At 51.2% G+C, this 20483-nt stretch carries 14 protein-coding genes; 13 read left to right on the top strand and 1 reads right to left on the bottom strand.

The window, feature by feature from the left end; all coding sequences use genetic code 11:
* The first annotated feature begins 252 nt into the window (after positions 1 to 252).
* From tnpA to AC2YIT_RS09360, 11 genes are all read left to right on the top strand, one after another.
* Positions 253 to 726, top strand: a complete 474-nt coding sequence (gene tnpA, locus AC2YIT_RS09410) for an IS200/IS605 family transposase (RefSeq protein WP_430844212.1) — start codon at positions 253 to 255, stop codon at positions 724 to 726.
* A gap of 45 nt (positions 727 to 771) precedes the next feature.
* Entirely contained in the window at positions 772 to 4512 is a 3741-nt protein-coding gene (locus AC2YIT_RS09405) for a PVC-type heme-binding CxxCH protein (protein WP_487279032.1), read from the top strand.
* 278 nt (positions 4513 to 4790) lie between these two features.
* Positions 4791 to 7982, top strand: coding sequence for a SusC/RagA family TonB-linked outer membrane protein (locus AC2YIT_RS09400; protein ID WP_487279031.1), 3192 nt, complete (start codon positions 4791 to 4793; stop codon positions 7980 to 7982).
* A gap of 9 nt (positions 7983 to 7991) precedes the next feature.
* Complete coding sequence (locus AC2YIT_RS09395; RefSeq protein ID WP_487279030.1) at positions 7992 to 9875, top strand: RagB/SusD family nutrient uptake outer membrane protein; 1884 nt, start codon at positions 7992 to 7994, stop codon at positions 9873 to 9875.
* Positions 9876 to 9886: 11 nt separating this feature from the next.
* Entirely contained in the window at positions 9887 to 10576 is a 690-nt protein-coding gene (locus AC2YIT_RS09390) for a DUF3823 domain-containing protein (protein WP_487279029.1), read from the top strand.
* Between the two features lie 187 nt (positions 10577 to 10763).
* The gene (locus tag AC2YIT_RS09385; protein WP_430844204.1) at positions 10764 to 11636 is read left to right on the top strand and encodes an AraC family transcriptional regulator; all 873 of its coding nucleotides are present in this window, start codon (positions 10764 to 10766) and stop codon (positions 11634 to 11636) included.
* Between the two features lie 174 nt (positions 11637 to 11810).
* Positions 11811 to 15572: a hydantoinase B/oxoprolinase family protein gene (locus AC2YIT_RS09380; protein ID WP_487279028.1), complete on the top strand. Its 3762-nt coding sequence runs from the start codon at positions 11811 to 11813 to the stop codon at positions 15570 to 15572.
* A gap of 75 nt (positions 15573 to 15647) precedes the next feature.
* Positions 15648 to 16805, top strand: a complete 1158-nt coding sequence (locus AC2YIT_RS09375; protein WP_487279027.1) for an NRAMP family divalent metal transporter — start codon at positions 15648 to 15650, stop codon at positions 16803 to 16805.
* A gap of 9 nt (positions 16806 to 16814) precedes the next feature.
* The gene (locus tag AC2YIT_RS09370) at positions 16815 to 18383 is read left to right on the top strand and encodes a glycoside hydrolase (RefSeq protein ID WP_487279026.1); all 1569 of its coding nucleotides are present in this window, start codon (positions 16815 to 16817) and stop codon (positions 18381 to 18383) included.
* Positions 18384 to 18498: 115 nt separating this feature from the next.
* Positions 18499 to 18939: a DUF6934 family protein gene (locus tag AC2YIT_RS09365; RefSeq protein ID WP_430844199.1), complete on the top strand. Its 441-nt coding sequence runs from the start codon at positions 18499 to 18501 to the stop codon at positions 18937 to 18939.
* Between the two features lie 13 nt (positions 18940 to 18952).
* Positions 18953 to 19105: a hypothetical protein gene (locus tag AC2YIT_RS09360; RefSeq protein ID WP_430844197.1), complete on the top strand. Its 153-nt coding sequence runs from the start codon at positions 18953 to 18955 to the stop codon at positions 19103 to 19105.
* Here AC2YIT_RS09360 and AC2YIT_RS09355 read toward each other — a convergent pair whose 3' ends face one another.
* Entirely contained in the window at positions 19106 to 19447 is a 342-nt protein-coding gene (locus tag AC2YIT_RS09355) for a hypothetical protein (protein ID WP_487279025.1), read from the bottom strand.
* A 334-nt stretch (positions 19448 to 19781) separates the two neighbouring features.
* On the opposite strand from AC2YIT_RS09355, the gene AC2YIT_RS09350 reads away from it, so the two are divergent.
* A complete protein-coding gene (locus AC2YIT_RS09350) occupies positions 19782 to 20027 on the top strand; it encodes a hypothetical protein (protein ID WP_430844194.1) in 246 nt (81 codons plus the stop codon).
* Positions 20024 to 20422 carry a type II toxin-antitoxin system VapC family toxin gene (locus AC2YIT_RS09345; RefSeq protein ID WP_430844192.1) on the top strand — a complete coding sequence of 133 codons (399 nt, stop codon included), beginning with the start codon at positions 20024 to 20026 and terminating at the stop codon, positions 20420 to 20422. Before AC2YIT_RS09350 ends, AC2YIT_RS09345 begins: the two co-directional genes overlap by 4 nt.
* Positions 20423 to 20483: the final 61 nt, after the last annotated feature.

The raw sequence follows: 20483 nt of genomic DNA, 5'->3' as shown, positions 1-20483 counted from the left end.
ACCAACGCAGATGCCAAGGTGCAGCGCACCGCAAGATTTGTAGAGACACGCGGTAAATCAACGCAAATGCCAAGGTGCAGCGCACCGCAAGATTTGTAGAGACACGCGGTAAAACAACACAAATACCAAGGTGCAGAGCACCGCAAGATTTGTAAAAACACGCGGTAAAACAATACAAATGCCAAGGTGCAGCGCACCGCAAGATTTGTAGAGACACGCGGTAAATTATCACAACAACACACATTATCAGAAATGGCAAATACCTATACACAGCTATACATACAAATTGTTTTTTCTGTCAAAGGCCGCGAAAGTCTGGTCAGCAAAGAATGGAAAAATGATCTGTATGCCTATGTCGGAGGAATCATCCTCAACCATAAATCGAAACCTTTGGCGATTAATGGAATGCCCGATCACATACATATGCTGATTGGTTACAATCCATCAACACCGTTACCGACATTGGTTGAAGATATTAAAACATCCTCGAACAAGTGGATTAAAGAGCATCACAATATCCCGATGTTCAGCTGGCAAAAAGGTTACGGAGCATTTTCGTACAGCCGTAGCAGCATCGACAATGTGATCCGTTACATTGCCAACCAGGAGGAGCATCATAGAAAAACGACGTTCCGCGAAGAATACCTTCAAATGTTGCGAGACTTTGAAGTTGAATACAAAAATGAATATCTGTTTGATTTCCAGGAAATTTATAAATGGAGTTGACAGATTTTAATTAGTTCCTAAATACAACAAGAAACAATTAATCTAATGAAAACCAAAGCGTTATCCTTTATCTTAGGTATTGTCCTGCTGGGATGTGCCTCTCAGCAAAACTCCCAGAACGCGTCGGTTAAAACTTCCAAAAGTGAAGCGAAGGCTCGCCGTTTGGAAATCCTGTTTCTGGGCGACAAAGGCCATCACAAGCCCGCAGAACGCGTTCCGCAGATCATGGCTGCATTGGGTCCCAAAGGCATCAACTTTACCTACACGGATAACCTCAACGACCTGAACCCCGAGACGCTAAACAAGTACGACGCATTGATGCTGTACGCCAACTGGGACTCGATCGCGCCGCAACAGGCTAAGTCGCTGCTCGACTATGTGGCCAGCGGAAAAGGTTTTATTCCTGTTCACTGCGCTTCTTATTGCTTCCGCAACAACCCGGAAGTTGTGAAACTGATCGGCGGTCAGTTCTGGCGCCATACCTGGGATACGATCCAGCCGGTATGGACCAAGCCTGACCATCCCGCCATCGCAGGCGTGAAGCCATTCAAAACGGTCGATGAAACGTACCTGCACACGTTGCTGCAACCCGACAACGTCGTACTCACCGAGCGCCTGATCCAGAAAGACCAGGAGAAAGACCGTCCCGGACAGCAGAAAGAACCTTATACCTGGGTGAGAACACATGGTAAAGGCCGTATTTTCTACACCGCATATGGCCACGACGAGCGTACCTGGGGCACACAAGGCTTTGCAGACCTGATTGAAAAAGGCATTCTGTGGGCCGTGAACGACGATGCGCGCAAAGCATTGGCCGCATTGGCGCCTAAGCCATTCGAATACCGCGAGGCAAAGCTGCCCAACTATGAGCAGCGCCCCGGTCCGCAAATGCAGCAACTGCCGCTTTCACCGGAAGAGTCGGTGAAGCACATCCAAATCCCGGTTGACTTTACATTGAGCGTCTTCGCACACGAACCCGACGTCATGCACCCCATCGCGATGACCTGGGATGAACGCGGCAGATTGTACGTCCTGATCACCAAGGATTATCCCAACGAACGCAAGGATACCGGCGGCAGCGACTACATCCTGATCTGTGAGGACACCAACAACGATGGCAAGGCTGATAAATTCACCAAGTTTGCCGATGATTTGAGCATTCCTACCGGTATGACTTTCGCAAATGGCGGTCTGGTAGTTTCACAAGCTCCGCACATGCTCTTTTTGCAGGATACTAACGGAGATGACAAGGCTGACGTGAAGAAAATCCTCTTCTCCGGCTTTGGCACAGGCGATACGCACGCGGGACCTTCCAACCTGCATTACGGCTTCGATAACTGGGTTTATAGCTCAGTAGGTTACTCGGGCTTCAAAGGCAAAGTAGGCAACAGCGAACAGCTCGATTTCGGCCAGGCATTGTTCCGCTTCAAACCGGATGGCTCGGATATGGAAATCGTGGCTAAAACCTCGAACAACACGTGGGGATTGGGCTTCAATGAGGCCGGCGATCTGTTCGGCTCAACGGCCAATAACTCGCACGGCTGGTACAGCGCCATTCCTAACCGCTATTTCGGAGCAAGCAAAGTCGATAACGGCAGCCGCAGCACCGATACGCACAAGGATATGCAGCCAATCACCCAGAAAGTACGCCAGGTTGACGTTTTCGGCGGATTTACTGCCGCAGCAGGCCATAACTTCTACACCGCCCGCGCTTATCCGAAGCAATATTGGAACAAAGTCGCATTCGTGTCCGAGCCTACCGGCCACATTCTGCATCAGAATGTGATGGTGAAAAAAGGTACGGATTATGAGGATCAACTCGGCTTCAACCTCCTCGCGGGTGCCGACGAATGGGTCGCTCCCGTATTTGCAGAAGTTGGCCCGGATGGCGCCGTATGGGTAGCCGACTGGTACAGCTACATCATCCAGCACAACCCAACTCCTAAGGGCTCCGAAAACGGAAAAGGTAACGCCTACGAAACGCCGCTGCGCGATTTCACCCATGGTCGCCTCTACCGCATCGGCTGGAAGAATGCACCGAAGTACACGCCGATTGCATTAAGCAAATCGCGTCCGGAAGAATTGGTAGCGACTTTGAAAAACAACAACATGTTCTGGCGCCAGCACGCGCAACGCCTTTTGGTGGAACGCGGCAACAAGGATGTGGTTGCGAAATTGGTTGAACTCGTTAAAGATAAATCCGTCGACGAAATCGGATTGAATACCGCTGCGATCCACGCATTGTGGACATTGGAAGGCCTGAATGCAATCTCCGACCCGCAAGTACTGCCGGTAGTGGTGGAAGCATTGAAACACCCATCCAACGATGTACGCAAAACGGCTGTAAAAGTGCTTCCACGCACCGCTGCAACCGGTGAGGCATTACTCACTGCCGATGCATTGCACGATAAAGAGCCGTTGGTAGTCTTGAACACGCTCCTGGCATTCTCCGAAATCCCGTTGACTCCGCAAATCGAAACGGCTGTGCTTACATTGCTGGATACCTATTCCAATGCAGAAGACCGCTGGATGCCGGATGCATTTGCCGCTATCCTGAACTCGCATGACGGAGCATTGCGCACAAAATACATTGCTCAACGTGTTGCGAAAGCTGGTTCAGCGGGTGCTACCCAACAAACAGCCGCTGCCAGCCACGCAGACCACTCGGCAATGAACCACGAAGGCCACGGTGCAAGCAAAGTGACGGTACAGGGCTCCGCTGACCTTGCGGTAACCAACATTACGATCGAGCCGAAAACGCCTTACGTACGTGAATATGCCCGCGTGGTGATCGAAATTACCAACATCGGGTCAATACCTGTGACCAAGGAGCAGGTGCCGACGGTGAATGTGGGTATCCGCAGCCGTTCTCTGAACACCAATTACATCAGCCGCCAACTCACCAACGGCATCGCGCCGGGCGAAACGGTGAAGCTCGTAGAAGGTAACAACGGTCCGTGGAAAACTGCATTCGGTTTCTCATCTGATGAAGCGGGTAAAGTGAATGTAACCGCGACCGTGGATGTGGATAATGTGGTTCCTGAAAAAGATGAGAACAAAAACAACACGATGAGCAAGTCGTTCGAAGTGCGTCGCCTCGACCGCCTCTCCGACTTCGCCCTCGAACGTACCGTACGCGGCTACACTTCCTATGCAAGCGGTGACGATGTATTGAAACTCATTCAGACTTCCCAATCACTCGACCCACAAGGCCGCAATGCGATCGTGAAAGGCATTCTCGGAGCATGGAATCCTAAACGTCAGGAGACAGCTAACGACGAAGGCAAAAAACTGCTGGCAAGCGTAAAAAGCACGATCCCGGATGACCTGAGCAGCCGTTACACCACCCTGCTGGAATCTTATGGCATTAAGGAAGAAGTAGCGACCGACCCGAATGTACAAGTCGTGACGATTAAGGCTATTCGTGAAGAAATGAAGTTCACTGTCACCGAATTCACCGCGGTGGCTGGTAAAACGGTTGAGATCGTGTTCGAAAACCCGGATGCGATGCAGCACAACATTGTGGTAGGACGTCCCAAGTCTACCGAGATCATCGGCGCTGCTGCCGACAAGATGATCACCGCCAAAGACGGCGCAGAGAAGAATTATGTACCTAATATCCCTCAGGTTTTGGCCGCGACACCGCTCGTAAACCCCGGCCAGACTTACCGCTTGAAGTTTGTAGTACCGGATCAGGTTGGAGACTATCCGTATGTATGTACGTTCCCTGGCCACTGGCGTCTGATGACCGGGGTCATGAAAGTTGTAAAGGACAAAGGGTTATAATTCTAAACTGTGCTTCGCCTATGATTTCAAAATTCAATCAAGCTTAGCGTATAACCATCAACGTTCAGATTCGCGGGGCATTTTAAATGCCTTTGCGAATCTGGATGATTGATTTCGAAAGACCAAAATGTGCGACGGGTTACCGAAACCCGACGGAGGGTTATTTTTGTGTCATTTTTGAAATAGTATTTATTCAATAATTTTTATTAATAAATAATAATAAAGGTCAATAAAAAGACAATGCTGTAACAACTACTCACATCTAACCCAGGTTAACAATGAACAACCAAAACAGACGAAACCCCTTGCTGGGGCTTCGCAGGCCTCTTTTTGCCCTTTTGGCGGCAGGATGCCTGTCGCCCCAGCAAGGTTGGTCGGAAAAACTCCGCTTCGAACCAGCCCTCACTTACCGGAAACCGATCGACAAAACGATTACCGGAAAGGTCGTCGACGAAAAGAACAGCCCGCTTCCCGGCGTAAGCGTCGTTGTGAAAGGCACGACCACCGGAAGCATTACGGGTGCCGACGGTACTTTCTCCCTGAACGTGGCGGAAACGGCCACCACGCTCGCATTCTCATTCATCGGTTACTCCTCGCAGGAAGTTGCGATAGGCAACCAAACGAACATTCAGGTAACCTTGCTGCCTAGCAGCGAGGAGCTCACGGAAGTGGTTGTAGTGGGTTACGGCACGCAATCTTCGGCAGCGGTGACCGGCGCGGTAAGCAACATTCAGGCCAAGGACCTGATCCGCACACCGTCGATCGGGACTTCCGATGCATTGGTAGGCCGCGTGCAGGGTATCACCGCCCGCAAGGCCGACGCTCGCCCAGGTGCCGCCACCACCATTCAAATCCGGAACATGGGTACACCCCTGTTCGTCATCGACGGAGTGCCTTCTGACGCCGCCAGCTTTAATAACCTCGGGCAGAACGATATTGAAAGTGTTTCGATTCTGAAAGACGCTTCCGCCGCGATATACGGTCTGCGGGCTGCCAACGGAGTAGTTTTGGTGACTACCAAAAGAGGTAAGGCAGGTGATGGGACGAAGATCAGCCTGTCGGGCTACTATGGTTTGCAAAACTTCACGCGGTACCCCAAGCCTGCCAATGCGTACCAGCACATGCGCGGGCTCGTGGAGTCGGATGTGAACCAGGGCCGCACGCCGTCCATTACTCCTGCGGAACTGGAAAAATGGCGCGTCGGCACCGAAAAGGGCTACCAGAGCTTCAATTACTACGATATGGTGATGCGCCCGAATGTGCCCCAGTACTTCGGCAATGCAAGTGTGCAGGGCGGCAGCGATAAGATGAACTACTTCCTGTCGATCAGCCACCTGAACCAGGATGCGCTGATCCGCGATTACAACTTCAAGCGAACCAACATCCAGGCGAACATTGAGGCCAGCTTAACCAAAGGCCTGAAAGTAGGAACGCAGATCAGCGGCCGGATCGAAAACCGGTTCCAGGTGGGCGTGCCGGGCCTGGACGACTACTTCAACCCGTTCCTCAGTATTTTCACCATGTGGCCTACGGAACGTCCCTATGCGAACGACAATCCGAAATACATTAACCAGACCCACAATGTAAACGTCAACCCGGCTACCTATAAAAAGGACGTGACTGGCTACATCGACGAGGTCTGGCGGAATATCAAGGGCAACTTCTATGCCGAATACGATTTCAAATTCGGACTGAAAGCGAAAGGAACCTATTCCTATGCATTCACCAACTTCGATTTCGACGGTTTCGAATATACTTACGATGCCTACACCTACGACGCCAAGAACGATACCTATAATGTAGTACCAGGCGGTGGTAACCAGAATCCCTGGCGCGAACGCCGGAAACGCAATATCGTCGACCGGTTTGCACAGTTCCAGCTGAGCTATGCCAAAGCATTTGGCAATCACGACATCTCAGCCGTAGCCGCCTATGAGCGTTCCGACAATGTGAATACTTACCTGGTGGTCCACACCGTTCCGCCGAACAACTACATTCCATTGATGTCGTTTGCCAACCAGGACTTGCTCATCGACGAATGGAGCACCGAAGCGCGGGCCGGTTATGTAGGTAGGATTAATTATGATTTCAAACAAAAATACCTGCTCGAACTCGTGGGCCGCTATGACGGCTCCTTCCTGTACGCGCCCGGCAAACGGTACGGTTTCTTCCCCGGCGTTTCGGCGGGTTGGCGTATTTCGGAGGAGAATTTCTTCAAAGGCAAGCTTGAAAATGTATTCAGTAGTCTGAAACTCCGCGCCTCCTACGGCCGCACAGGTGCCGACCGTCTAAGCAACAACGACTTTGTGGTGGCGCCATTCAGTTATCTGCCTGGCTACAACTTCTTGCAAGGCAGTGCTATTTTCGACGGCAATTATACCATTGGCGTTCGCCCGAGAGGTTTGCCGATCACCACGCTTTCGTGGATCACCAACATTACGACCAACATTGGTCTGGATTTCGGCTTAATGGGTGGAAAGCTCTCCGGCCAGTTTGATATTTTCGAAAGAAAGCGCGAAGGCTTGCCCGCAGCCCGTTACGACGTGCTCCTGCCTTCCGAAGTCGGTTACTCCCTGCCGAACGAAAACCTGAACTCCGATACCCACCGCGGTCTGGAAGGGGTTTTGACCTACAAAAGCTCGGTAGGCCAGGTTGACTACACTTTGAGTGCCAATGCGACACTGTCGCGCCGGCGTGACCTCGATTTTTACAAACCGCGCTTTGGCAACTCTTACAACGAGTACCGGGATAGCTATGTAGACCGCTGGGGCAATATCAACTGGGGATACCAGGTGGTGGGCCAGTTCCAGTCGATGGAAGAGATCGAAAGCCACAAAGTGGACAATGACGGCCAGGGCAACCGCAGCCAGCTTCCGGGCGACTTTATTTACAAAGATGTGAATGGCGACGGCATGATCAACGCCCTCGACGAACGTCCGATCGGCTATGCGGAAGGTGCTAACCCTTATTTGAGCTTCGCATTGAACGGAAGCGTTTCATACAAAGGCTTCTCGATGTTCTTCGATTTCGCCGGTGCTTCGCTGCAAAGTTTCCAGCGCAACTGGGAGTTGAAGATCCCTTACCAGAATAACGGTACCTCGCCGCATTTCATGCTCGAAGACCGCTGGCACCGCGAAGATCCGTTCGATCCGAACAGCAAATGGATTCCAGGCACCTACCCGGCAATCCGCAAGGACAATACCAGCCACGTGAACTTCCGGAAAAGCGATTTCTGGATCACCAATGTGCGTTACATCCGCCTGCGCAACATCGAGCTTGGCTATTCTTTCGACCAGAAAATCTCCAAAAAGCTGGGCCTTTCCGCGTTGCGCATTTATGTGAATGCCTCCAACCTGTTCTCGATCGACAATGTGAAGAAGTACGAGATCGATCCGGAGATTTCATCGGGTAATGCATTGGTGTATCCGCAGCAGCGATTGTTCAATGCAGGTTTCAACCTCACTTTCTAAAAACTGGTTATGAAAAGATTATCACTGAAAATATTTGTCTCTGCCTCCATGCTCGTTTTTGCCGGATGCAACGACTGGCTCGAACGCAAGCCGCAGAACATCATCCTCGAAGAACAGGTCTGGAACGATCCGAAGATGATCACCGGGCTCTTAGCCAACTACTATGATCGCCTGCCTTACCATACCGACCTCAGCCATGGCTCGAATGGCGATGTAAATGCAACCAACCGCGAAGGCTGGCAAGATTTTGCCGCCTATGACGAAGCCATGTGGTCCAATAACGACGATGCGCGCAACAATATCATTAACTACGCCTTCGACCGCTGGCGGCTATGGGATTACGGGCTCATCCGCGACATCAACCTCGCATTGGAGAACATCGAGAAGTACGCCGTGAAGATTTCCGACGCACAAAAAGCACAGTTTTCCGCGGAATTACGCTTCCTGCGCGCATTCGTGTATTTCGAGCACGTGAAACGCATGGGCGGTGTTCCCCTGGTGACGAAGCAGTTGATCTACAACTTCGACGGCAACCCGGCCGCGCTGCAACAGCCGCGTAATAAGGAAGAAGAAGTGTATGACTTCATCGCCAGCGAGCTGGATGCCGTGAAGGACCTCCTCGGCAATGGTACCAGCAACACCCGCGCCAACAAGTTCACCGCATTGGCCGTTAAAAGCCGCGCGATGCTCTATGCCGCCTCCATTGCCAAATACAATAGCAAAATGGCGTCACCTATTTCCACACCGGGTGGTGAGGTAGGTATTTCCGCGGGTAAAGCCAATGACTACTATGCCAAATCGCTCGCAGCATCGCAGGAAATTATCAACAGCGGGAGTTATGAATTGTACAAATCGAACCCCGATAAAGGCGTGAACTTCTACGAAGCCATCACCAAAAAGAGCGCCAACCGCGAGGTAATCTGGGCGCAGGATTTTCTGGTGAGCAAAGACAAGCGCCACGGCTTTACCTACGACAACATCGCGCGCAATGTGCGGGAGGACAACCTGTCGTCGTCGTCCATAACACCTACGCTGAACCTCGTAGAAGACTATGAATATCTGGATGGTACTTCTGGAGAGCTGAAAAACCGCAATGCCGGCAATACCGACTACATTTATTACGATAAGTTGCAGGACATTTTCGCCAACAAAGATGCCCGGCTCTACGGAACGGTGATCTTTCCCGGAACAACTTTTCGCGGCACGGAAGTGCAGATCCAGGCGGGTGTAAAAGTGTGGGACAATGCTTCCAATGCTTTCAAAACCGTCGAATCCAACGTTTTGGGCTCCGCTTATGATGACGGCGGCCTCCTTACCGGTGCCTCCGGGCCGCAGCGTTCGCAAACCGAGGTCTCTAATACCGGTTTTTACCTCCGTAAGTATGTGGACCAAACGGCGATGTCGAGCACGCGTGGTATCCGCAGCGACATGTGGTGGGTACGCTTCCGGTTGGGCGAAATTTACCTGAACGCCGCCGAGGCTGCATTCGAACTGGGGCAGAATGCGGAAGCGTTGAAATACGCTAACACCCTCCGCGAACGTGCCGGTTTCCCGACCAACAGCCTGAAAACGCTTACACTCGAAAAGCTACAAAACGAGCGCCGTGTAGAGCTGGCCTTCGAAGACCACCGTGTTTGGGACCTGAAAAGATGGCGCATTGCACATGAAGTATGGAACGGCAACGCGTCCAATCCGGATGCGGTGATGTACGCCCTGTATCCTTACCGCGTAGTACGCCCGGGCCACGCCACGCATGGCAAATATGTCTTCGACAAACTTGTAGCGCCGCGTTTCCGTGCGCCGCGGTTCTTCCAGATGGGTAATTACTACTCGGCCATCCAGCAGGTAGTGATCGATAACAATCCGAAAATCGTCCGCAATCCATTCCATTAATTCCAAAAGCAATGAAATCAAGAATCATACAAGGCATTCCCGCGCTGCTGCTGGCATTGATGACCGGCCTTTCCGGATGCGAAAAAGATAACCGCACCGAGCCAAAATCGGTGCTGAAAGGCAGGGTTGTATTCGAGGGACAACCCGTAGGCTTGCGCTCGAATGGTGTGCAGCTCGAACTCTGGCAGCATGGCTACCAGCTTTTTACCAAAATCCCTGTACATGTAGCTCAGGACGGTACATTTTCGGCGTCGCTTTTTGATGGTAACTACAAACTTGTAAGGCTGCGCGGCAATGGCCCGTGGGCAGACAATACCGATTCCATCGACGTCGAATTGCGTGGTTCCAAAGAGATTGATGTGCCAGTCAATCCCTTCTTTATCCTCAAAAACGAAGTGTTTTCCAAAGGCGAAGGTAAGGTATCGGCAACTTTCAATGTGCAGCAGGCTACGGCCGGCCGTACCATCGAAAGGGTGAACCTTTACATTGGCACTACCATGATCGTCGACCCTGGTAACAACGTGGGTAATGCGCAGGAGGTAGCAGCAAACATCACCGACTTGTCAAAACCGATCACGCTGACTGCCGGCATTCCAGCCAACCTTGCCTCACGCGAGTACATATACGCGCGCATCGGCGTGAAGACTTCGGGTGTCGGCGAGATGCTTTTCGGCATGCCGCAGAAGATTATGCTGAAATAACGAGGCAATTTATTTTCTTACTACTTATCCCGGGTGCGCAGATTTGTCGCACCCGGGATTCGTTGCAACGAGTTCAGAAATTTTGGTTATTTCCACTCGATTGCCTCCTATGATAAATACAAAGGGGCTACCGAAAACATCTTCCGCCATGAAGCATTAGCCAACCTTCCTGCGTATATTTAATATTATGAAAGTCGTACAATTCACCATACCCGTTTCCCGCGAAAGTACAATTGTTGTTCAGGAGGAAAAGCTGCCGCATTACTATCCGCATTTGCACCGACACCGCGAGGTACAGATCGAATGGGTGGTGGAGGGTACTGGAATCCTGGTCGCGGGGAACTACATGCAACGGTTCGAATCGGGCGACATTTACATTATAGGAGCTAACCAGTCGCATATTTTCAAGAACGATGAGTCCTACTTCAACCCCGACGAGCCCAGGCAGATCCACTCCGTTTCCATATTTTTTGACCCCAATTATTTATCGCAAAATATACTGAGCCTTCCGGAAATGGCCAATATCCGGAAATTTGTGAACGGCGTGCATAATGGCTTTCAGATTCCGGAAGAAGCACGGGAGGCGGTACAGAAAATCATTTCGGAAATCATTCACCACAAGGAAAGTCAGCGGGTAGCAGCATTTATCAAGCTGCTTTACCAGTTCTCTACCACGCGCGACCTCAAACCGCTTGCGACGAGCAACAGCGAGCAAGTCATCTCCGAAGTCGAGGGGATCCGCATGGACCGCATTTTCCAATACCTGGTCACCAACTACAAACGCCACATTTCGCTCGCCGAAATCTCCGAAATTGCTAACCTCACACCCCAGGCATTCTGCCGCTATTTCAAAAAGCATACCGACAAGACCTTCGTCAGCTTTCTGAATGAAGTACGTATCAACGAGGCCTGCAAAATTATCCTTTCCGGCAAATTCGACAGCTTTTCCGATATCTGTTACCAGACCGGTTTCGACCACGTGACGAATTTCAACCGGGTGTTTAAAAAGACGACCGGCATGTCACCGGGGGAATATCAGAAGGGGTTTAGGGATATTTAGGCGTTGCAGGGGTGTTGTCAGGTGTTGTCATTAGTAGTCAGGAATAGTTTAGGAGGCTCCGCTGGGGCCGGGCGGTCCAAACTCACCCAAATTCACTTAATACTGCCCAATCCGCGCATTATGCCTCGAATTGGCTAAATTGGGGCTGATTATCTATGCTCTTAAACCGTTCCTTTGAAAACCACATCCGAATCCACCTGGCGAATCTGGATCGACACCGGCGGGACTTTTACCGACTGCCTGGCCATTGATCCGGCCGGGAATAAAACGCGCATCAAAGTTCTCAGTTCCAGTTGCCTCCGTGGCCGCATTATCGAAAAAATAGGTCCCGGCACTTACCTTTTCGAAGCTTCCTGGCCGTACGATGGGGATCTCTTCAAGAACTACGCATTCAGGCTGCACGGCTACGAGGTACCCAGCCGCATTGCAAGTGTCAACCGGCAGCAGCACACGATCACATTAGCCGACGATCTTCCGTTCCGGCGACCTGTTGATTTTGAAATAACCACTGGTGAAGAAGCGCCCATTCTCGCAGCACGCCTGCTCACACAAACACCGCTCGATCAACCACTTCCACGCATTGCCATGCGATTGGGCACTACCAAAGGTACCAATGCATTGCTCGAACGGAAAGGAGCAAAAACACTTCTGGTTGTTACGAAGGGGTTTAAAGATCTGCTCTATATCGGTAACCAGCAGCGGCCATCACTTTTCCAACTCAATATTCCCGAGCCGAAATTACTTTACAGCGAAGTATTGGAAGTCGATGAGCGGCTGGACGCCCACGGAGTTGTAATTGAAGCCCTGGATTTAACTGATTTCAAATCAAAAGAAGCACCTACTGATTACAAGTCAGTTGCTCTTTCGCTTTTACATTCTTACCAAAACCCGGCACATGAATCACGGCTAGCCGAGTGGTTCCGGGAAAATGGTGCAAAATACATATCCGCATCATCCGATCTGTTTCCGTTTTCGCATTATTTACGCCGGACGCAAACAGCGGTAGTAAATGCTTACCTTGATCCCGTCCTCGACCAATACCTGGCCAATATCCGTGCCGCGTTAACCGACGGCAGCCTGCAAGTCATGACCAGCACGGGCAGTCTTTCCGAAGTCAGCGGTTTCCGTGCTAAGGATAGTCTCCTGAGCGGCCCCGCCGGAGGAATGGTCGCAGCCGCCAATTTTGCCCAAAAACTGGGTTTCCCCAGGGCCATTACCTTCGACATGGGCGGTACCAGCACCGATACGGCGCTGATCGACGGCCAGCCGGAATTGAAATACATTACCGAAATCGACGGCATTGAATTCCATAACCCTACCCTGGCTATCGAAACCGTGGCGGCGGGCGGCGGTTCTGTTTGCTGGTTTGACGGCTTTTCGCTGCAAGTAGGCCCGGAAAGTGCCGGCGCATCACCCGGCCCGGCCTGTTATGGCGCGGGCGGTCCATTGACTGTAACAGACATCAATCTGCTGCTCGGCAAGCTGGAAACTTCCAAATTCAGCATTCCTATTAATGCCGAAGCCGCTATTGCGAGGCTGGAAGAACTTCGCACGGGCATTCAATCCCAGACCGGCAACCTGCTCAGTCACCGGGAAATCCTCACTGGTCTGGAAAGTATCGCCAACGAAAAAATGGCTGACGCGATCCGTAAGATTTCGGTGGAAAAAGGCATTAATCCGAATGCATTCGCCCTCGTCACTTTCGGCGGTGCCGGAGGCTTGCACGCATGCCAACTGGCCGAATTGCTGGATATGAACACAGTGTTGCTGCCCTACGACGGCGGCCTTTTCAGCGCGGCGGGCATTGGTGAGGCGCTCATCAGCACGATTGTTTCCAAACAGATCCTCGCTCCCTGGACCGAGGCTGCACAAAGCGTTGCCGAGTGGCAGGAAGCACTGGAAAAACGGGCCGCAAGTATTTTACAAAATCAGGGTATTGCAGCCTTTGAAACAGTATTCTGCCATGCTTACCTCCGTTTTGCGGGCCAGGAGAACACGGTTGAAGTCCCCTATTCCGGCGATACCACGCTGGCTGTTTTTGAGGAAACCTATCGCGCACAATTCGGTTATTACCCTGCCAATGCGGTGGTGGAGTTGGAGAGTATTAAGCTAAAAGTGCAGGAGCGTGGCCCCGGCATTAATCCATTGCAGCTCATTAAAAATGGCCCGAAAGCACAGCTTTCGAGCAATAGTGAGCCGTTTTTGACTGACCTAAAACTACCTGAAACAGCCGTTTACGAATGGGACAGTCTCCAACCCGGCGACCAGCTGGAAGGGCCCTCCATTCTGCTCAACAATACTTCCACCACTTATTTACCCAAAGGCTGGAAATTGGTGATCCAGCACGGCCAGGACGCCATAGCCTGGCGAACGGAAGTGGGTGCCACGCACGGCGGTCAGCAAAGCGAGGAAGTAGCATTACAGCTTTTCACCAACCGCTTCAAAGCCATTGCCGACGAAATGGGCGTCCAGTTGCAGCGGACTGCGTTTTCTGTGAATGTCAAAGAACGCCTCGATTTTTCCTGCGCATTACTCGATGCCGACGGCGAACTCCTCGTGAACGCGCAGCACATTCCCGTGCACCTCGGTAGCATGGGCATATGCGGGCGCCTCGTGCGCGAGGCCATCGCCATTGGTCCGGGCGATGTCGTGATTACCAACCATCCGCAGTATGGCGGATCGCATTTGCCGGATATTACACTGCTCGCGGGGGTATTTACAGAGGACGAAACTTGCATAGGCTACGTGATCAACCGCGCGCATCATGCCGAAGTCGGTGGTAAAACTCCGGGTTCGATGCCTCCGGACGCTACTTGTCTGGCCGAGGAGGGCGTAGTGATCGTGCCGCAGTATCTGGTAAGGGCGGGCGAGTTTCAATGGGAGGCATTGCGAGAGCTGTTTACAAGCGGGCCGTACCCTACCCGGTCTTTCCTTTCCAATGAAGCCGATATTATTGCTGCATTGTCGGCACTGAAAAAGGGCAGCGCGCAGTTGCTGAAACTGGTGGAAAACCACGGCCTGGAAACAGTGCGAAAATATATGGAAATGCTGAAACAAACGGCCGTTTCGCAGCTTCGAAATGCATTGCAGCCGTTGCAGGGGCAGGTCTTTGAAGCTTCCGAGCTTTTGGACGATAATTATCGGATAGCCGTAAAAATCAGCATAACCGATGATAAGCAAATTTTCGATTTTACCGGCACGTCTGGCGTTCATCCGAATAATCTGAATGCCAATATTTCCATTCTGTACAGCGCCATTCTATATGTTCTAAGACTTTTGGTGGACAAGGAAATTCCTTTGAATGACGGCTTAATGCAAGATGTAGAGATCAAACTGCCGGACAACAGTTTCCTGCACCCTCAGTTCTCCGACGATCCGTGGCAATGCCCGGCTGTCGTTGGCGGGAATACTGAAGTAAGCCAGCGACTGGTGGACACTTTGCTGAAAGCATTTGGCCTGGCGGCTTGCAGCCAGGGAACGATGAACAACTTCCTTTTTGGCAACGAACAGTTTGGCTATTACGAAACCATCGGTGGCGGCGTAGGCGCGGGTAACGGGTTCCATGGTCGTTCGGCGGTGCACCAGCACATGACCAACACCCGCATTACCGATCCCGAGCAACTGGAACGGAAATACCCGGTGCGGTTGCTGGAATTCGGCGTCCGTCGCGGTTCCGGTGGTGCGGGACGCTGGCGCGGCGGGGATGGCATCCTGCGGAAACTGGAATTCCTGGCGCCGTTGCAGGTTACTTTGCTGGCTCAGCACCGGCGGTATGCGCCTTATGGATTGGCCGGAGGCGGCGATGGCGCTTGCGGCCGGCATATGCTCGTTTCAAATGGTCCGATTAATGAATTACCCGGAATTTGTAGCCTGAAAGTGAACGCGGGGGATGTTTTGACTATTGAAACTCCTGGGGGCGGAGGTTATGGTGTTTAACTTTAATATGCCACGAAGGCACGAATTAAACACGAAGACATTCGTGCTTCTTCGTGTAATCCGTGGCAAAACAAAATGTCAAAAAACAAAAACGCCCTGCTAGGCGCGGCATTCCTGATGGCCACCTCGGCAGTAGGCCCCGGCTTCCTGACTCAAACGACGGTCTTCACCGAAAAGCTGGCGACCAGCTTCGGCTTTATCATCCTGCTGTCAATACTGATCGACCTTGCCGTCCAGTTTAATATCTGGCAGATCATTACCGTCTCCGGCAAACGCGCTCAGGACCTCGCCAACGATCTTTTACCAGGTCTTGGCTACCTTCTTGCATTCCTCATCGTCGCAGGAGGCCTGGCTTTCAACATTGGCAACGTAGCCGGTGCAGGGCTCGGCATTGAGGCCATGACGGGCGTCAACGTACGAACCGGCGCCATTGTCAGCGCAGCCATTGCCATTGGCATTTTCCTCTTCAAAGAAGCCGGCAAAGCGATGGACAGTTTTGCCAAAATCCTGGGCTTTGTTATGATCGCCCTCATTCTGTATGTCGCATTTACCTCGCATCCGCCATTGGGCAGCGCCATCCAGCACACCTTTTTTCCTGAAAAATTCGACCCTGTCGCCACCCTCACGCTCGTGGGCGGCACCGTGGGCGGGTACATCTCCTTCGCAGGCGCGCACCGCCTGCTCGACTCGGGCTTACGCGGGGAAAGTGCATTAAAGGAGGTGAACCGCGGCGCATCCACCGGCATCCTCATCACCGCTTTGATCCGCTATTTGCTGTTTCTGGCTACTCTCGGCATTATCCTCACCGGCGCAAGCATTAACCCGGACAATCCCGCCGCCTCGGTCTTTGAAAATGCCGCAGGCGCATTCGGCAGGCAACTTTTCGGACTTATGATCTGGGCAGCTGCCATTACTTCGGTGGTGGGTGCCGCTTACACTTCCATTTCGTTTCTTCGGTCTTTTCATCCTTTGATCGAGCGGTACCAGTCGTATGTGACCATTGTCTTTATCCTCATTTCTACCATCATTTTCCTGCTGGTAGGTCGGCCGGTGAAAGTACTCGTGTTCGTGGGCACATTAAATGGCTTTGTACTTCCCATTGCCCTCGCCATTTTGCTCGTAGCCAGCCGGAAACAGCGATTAATGGGAAAATATAAACATCCGTTATTGCTTCAAGCTGCGGGCTGGATCGTCGTACTTGTCCTCCTTGCAATGGGCTTCAATGTATTTTAAATGCTGATCATGAAAAAACTGCTGCTCACTACTCTTTTAATGCTTACCACAGTTCTTACCCACGCCCAAAAGCCGAAAGAACTGACCATCAAAATAGACATTAAGAACAAGGCCCAGCGAATCGACAACTTCGGTGCCGCCGGGGCCTGGTTCACTGAGGGCATTGCCAAACACTGGCCCGCTCAAAACCGCGAGCAAATGGCCGAATGGCTATTCAGCAAGGAATTCGATGCCAATGGTAGTCCCAAAGGCATCGGACTTTCGGCCTGGCGCTTCAACATCGGCGGCGGCACTGCCGAGCAGGGCGACAGCAGCGGCATAGCCGATTTCCGCAAGCGCGTGGAATGCTTTCTACGCCCCGACGGGACTTATGACTGGACGAAGCAGCCCGGTTATATTTGGTTTACCAAAAAAGCAAAAGCATACGGCGTCGAGAATCTGATCGCGTTTTCCAACACACCGCCCGTGCAGTTTACGAAGAATGGCCGGGGCTATAAAACAACGAAAGATTACATTTCAAATCTCAAACCGGAGCATTACGGCGACTATGCCCGCTTCCTGGCCACGGTTTTGAAGCATTTCGATGAGGAAGGTTTGCATTTCAACTACATCAGTCCGGTCAACGAGCCGCAATGGGACTGGTACCACGCCCCGGGTCAGGGCGCCAAGCAGGAAGGCAGCCCCTGGCGCAGCGACGAGATTGCCCACGTAGCCAAAGCCCTCGACAGCGCATTGACCGCCACCAGCTCTACCTCCCAAATCCTGATCACCGAAGCCGCCCAACTCGATTTTCTCTACGGAAAAACAGGTAACGCTACCCAACAAACGCAAGCCTTCTTCGACCCAAAGAGCAAGTTGACATTAACCAACCTGAAACACCTCCCGCGCCTGATCGGCGGCCACAGCTACTTCACCGATAAAGGCGATAGCGCTCGCATTGCGATCCGTCGCCACGTAGCCGACACCACCGCCAAATATGGCGTCACCTTCTGGCAAACCGAGTATTCCATGCTCGCCGACGGCTACCGCGAAGGCAAAACCGGCCGCATTCCCGCCATGGACTGCGCCCTGTTCCTTTCGAAAGTCATCCACGACGACCTTGTATACCGCAACGCCGCCGCCTGGCAGCTCTGGAATAGCTGGGAGCCCGGCAACCCCGATTTCGACACCCGCTATTACCTCATCGCCCTCGCGCCCTCGTCACGCGAGTACGTGGACGGCACCATTACCGCCACCAAGAACTTATGGGCATTGGGCCATTACAGCCGCTTCGTCCGCCCTGGAATGCACCGGTTGAATATCCAACGCAGCGATAACCTCAGCAAAGAGCAAATTGCACAGGATCTGATGGTTTCGGCTTATGCGAATGAGAAGCAAATCGTGCTGGTAGCAATTAATTACGGGAATGAAGAGCGGATTTTGCTGCCGGAGGTTGGTGGATTTAAGGTGAAAAATGCGGAGGTTTATTTGACTACCGGTGAGAAGGGGGTTGATATGCAACGGTCAGAAGTTGGCAACTTGAAGGATGGGGTGAAGATTCCGGGTCGGGGGATGGCGACGGTGGTGTTGAATCAATAGTATTTATTTGCCGGCTCGCGCTAATGTGCAACCAACCGCCGCCCTACTTTTAAGCGTGAAGGCGATTATCTAATTTGGGTACCATTCCCAATTCAAGAATATATACTTCATCTTCATGCTGGAAAAGTACTCTGACATATTCATTTCCCACGATTACAAGTATTACAAATTCACAAGTATCGGCACCAAGGGAAGCATCACCAAAGTAGTGCGATATTACGATCTCGATCTTAAAGATTACTACAATCTGGGATTCGGTGATCAGGATCCTATCACAGGCGATCTGGATGATTTGGCAACTTCGAACAACGGTGATAGCGAAAAGGTACTGGCGACCGTTGCAATGACTCTTTTTACATTCACGAGTCAATATCCAAAAGCGAAAGTTTATATTACCGGAAGCACCGAGGTCCGAACAAGATTATATCGTATTGCTATTTCCCGGCACCTGTGTTCAATTGAAATGGATTTCAAAGTCGAGGGACTACTGGATAGCGAATGGGAACTTTTTAAGAAAGATGTCCCTTACGAAGCATTCCTTGTCACTAAAATTTAATAAATTTATAACTATGAAAACCGCATCACAAAACAAGAAACTTCCGAAAGGCTTCAAGATTGACCCAAATCTTGCGGACAGGTATGCCAATGAACCTCTTTTTGTAAAAAAAGCAGAGAAGGCTAATGCAACATTGAGAGCCGTGGGTGTTCCCAAAGGCTGGTAATCAAATCATCTCCTCTCGCATCCCAAACTCCCGCATCTTCCTTAGCAACCGCATCAAAATCTCGCTATTATCAATCGCGTACAGCGCATGCTCGCGCGAGATGTTCCATTCGTGCGCAGGGCGGAGATAATGAAGGAGCATATCATTGAGAACGTGCTCCAATTCCACAAGATCCACATCGTCGTTCAGAAAATCTTTGAGCAACTTGAATGCCGCCTGGTCACGGCGCTGTTGATGAAAATCGGTGTGCATATCGATCGGGTTGATGATGGAATGCAGCAATAAACGGTGCCGCACTTGCCGTTGTCCAACTCCCGAGTAGAGTAATGGTTTCGCTCCCATTACGGTAGTTACGGCACCGTTCATTGCTACAAGAATCTCTATACAACCACAATATGACTGCGAGCGAAACGATACAAATAACTACTTGGGTATTTTGGACGGAGTAAACTTAAACCGCTTACCGTTAATTACAAAGTCGCAACCGTTCAATTGAAGGAGAAATGAATAAGTGGCCGGTTTCGCTTATCAAGCAAGTTGACTTGACGTTTACGCAAGGATTAACTTTGCATTCCATACTCAGAAAATGCCTGCGGTGCATGAAGGTCGGCCTCGCGTCGTTGAGGGGTATCCTCTTAGTGTACATGCGGGCATTTTTTTGTAAATTTAAAGGAAGATGAAACCAACAAAGAGAAATACTACACTTGTCGATGCATATGCATCACTTCTAGGCAACCTGAGCGCCGATGACAGGGCCGCATTGGTGTCCAGGCTTAGCAAAACCGGGGAAATCTCGACCAGAAAGAAAAAAGCTACCTTTCGAGAAGCATTTGGTGCCTTTATTTCTGAAAAATCTGCCGAAGAAATCATTGAAGACATCCGGAGCAGTCGAATTTCCAATCGCCAAAACGAACCACTTTGAAGGAATTCCTGATCGATACAGATATTGCCATCTATTTCATGAAAGGTAAGTTTGATCTTCGAAACCGTTTTGACAAGCTTAAACCCGAACAATGCTATATTTCAGAAATTACGCTGGCAGAATTGAAATTTGGCGTAGAAAAAAGCGAAAGACCTGAACACAATTTCAAGGCCTTACTCGCCTTTCTTGCGGGAGTACAGATATTACCCATTTTTGACTCCATTGACTTATTTGCCCGAGAAAAGGCAAGACTACAAAGGGCAGGTACCCCTCTCGACGATTTTGATCTTTTAATCGGGGTTACGGCCGTTAAATATCATCTAACGTTGCTAACCAATAATACTCGACACCTTCAGAGAATTGATGAGATTGTGCTGGAAAATTGGATAACCTAATACTTCCCCAACTCACAATTCAACTACTGAGGTCAGTAATATATTCGAAAAATAAAAGGGG

Source organism: Dyadobacter sp. SRI_021, from assembly GCF_057586235.1.
The sequence above is the reverse complement of the archived record's forward strand: the minus strand, read 5'-3'. Positions and strand labels throughout refer to the sequence as shown.